The organism is Thermodesulfovibrionales bacterium (assembly GCA_026417875.1).
Classification (GTDB): Bacteria; Nitrospirota; Thermodesulfovibrionia; order Thermodesulfovibrionales; family CALJEL01; genus CALJEL01.
This window is the reverse complement of record JAOACK010000134.1, coordinates 1-646: the sequence shown is the minus strand read 5'-3', so window position 1 is coordinate 646 and position 646 is coordinate 1. Positions and strand designations below refer to the sequence as shown.

Genomic DNA, 646 nt, shown 5'->3' with positions numbered 1-646 from the left:
CAAGGGATCCATATACAGGAGGTCATTCTCGAGGTGTGAGAGATTTTTCTATGGAGTTAGGGAGGAAAATAGGATTGGATGAGGAAGATTTAAAAAAATTAGAATATGCAAGTTATCTTCATGATGTAGGAAAGATAAAAGTACCTGATTTCATATTAAGAAAACCAGGAAGGTTAACTGAAGAAGAATATAATGTGATAAAACTTCATACCATATGGGGAGAGGATATTGTTAAGAATTTTTCAGTTTTTAAAGGAATTAGTTCCATTATAAGATATCATCATGAAAGATGGGATGGAAAAGGATATCCCGATGGTTTAATAGAGGAAGAAATTCCTCTTTTCTCAAGAATTATTGCACTATCTGATAGTTTTCAAGCAATGACCTCTTTCAGACCTTACAGAAAAAAACTTACTTTAGAAGAGGCAATAGAAGAAATAAAGATAAATAGGGGTAAGCAGTTTGACCCCTATTTATCTGATATATTTATAGAGACAATATTAGAGAAAATGAAAAAGAGTTTAATCCTCTAATCCATTTTGTTCAATTACTTTTTTATAAAAATAGGCAGAATCCTTTAAGATTCTCTTTTGGGTTTCATAATCAGTATAAACTATTCCAAATCTTTTACTATAGCCATGAGCCC

The 646-nt window shown here is 31.3% G+C and carries 1 protein-coding gene; it reads left to right on the top strand.

Annotation, left to right across the window (positions count from 1 at the left end; all coding sequences use genetic code 11):
- A partial coding sequence (locus N2257_10780; GenBank protein MCX7794869.1) for an HD-GYP domain-containing protein occupies positions 1 to 533 on the top strand: 533 nt, incomplete at its 5' end.
- Between the last annotated feature and the right edge of the window lie 113 nt (positions 534 to 646).